We start from the raw sequence: 571 nt of genomic DNA, 5'->3' as shown, positions 1-571 counted from the left end.
AGCTGAGGGAATTACGGCAGCAAAAACACCCGAGTACTCAATCACCCTCTCAACGCAAGGATACGAAAACGACGGCTACCTCGACCAGATGGAAACCGACCTCAAGCGTCGCGGGGCGGATGTCGGCGCGGACGCCATCACAACACCCGTAGAGGGCTACACCAACTATCTCCAAACGCGGTATGACGTGCCGAAAATGTGGATCGACGAGGAGAACCAGCGCGTCCATCTCCAACACGGTAAACACCACCGTATCCTGACCGCTGACCACGAGCCCGACCCGGACCTCCTTGACGCATCCCTCGAGAACATTGAGAACTACATCAAGACCATCGACCGCTGGGGCGAAACGAACAACCCGAAGGCGGTGAAAGCCCACCTGTACGAGGGCGTGCTCTACGGGCTCTGGGCGCCGTTTGTGAACCTGTACGCGAAGCAGTTCTACGGAAGCGTCACTCTCGATAATGCCCTCCAGTATCTCTACATCTTCGGCGAGTCAGACGCTGGCAAAGACAAATTCACGGAGTTCGTGTTGCGGCTGGTCTCTGACGACCTCGTCCGTGGTGGGGCT

1 pseudogene is annotated in these 571 nt (G+C 57.6%); it reads left to right on the top strand.

Annotated features, from left to right (window positions below):
• Positions 1-571: pseudogene (locus EXE45_RS19940) on the top strand (hypothetical protein); the annotation flags it as partial.

Origin of the sequence: Halorubrum sp. SP9, assembly GCF_005435015.1 — an archaeon.
GTDB classification, from domain to species: Archaea; Halobacteriota; Halobacteria; order Halobacteriales; family Haloferacaceae; genus Halorubrum; species Halorubrum sodomense.
The sequence above is the reverse complement of the archived record's forward strand: the minus strand, read 5'-3'. Positions and strand labels throughout refer to the sequence as shown.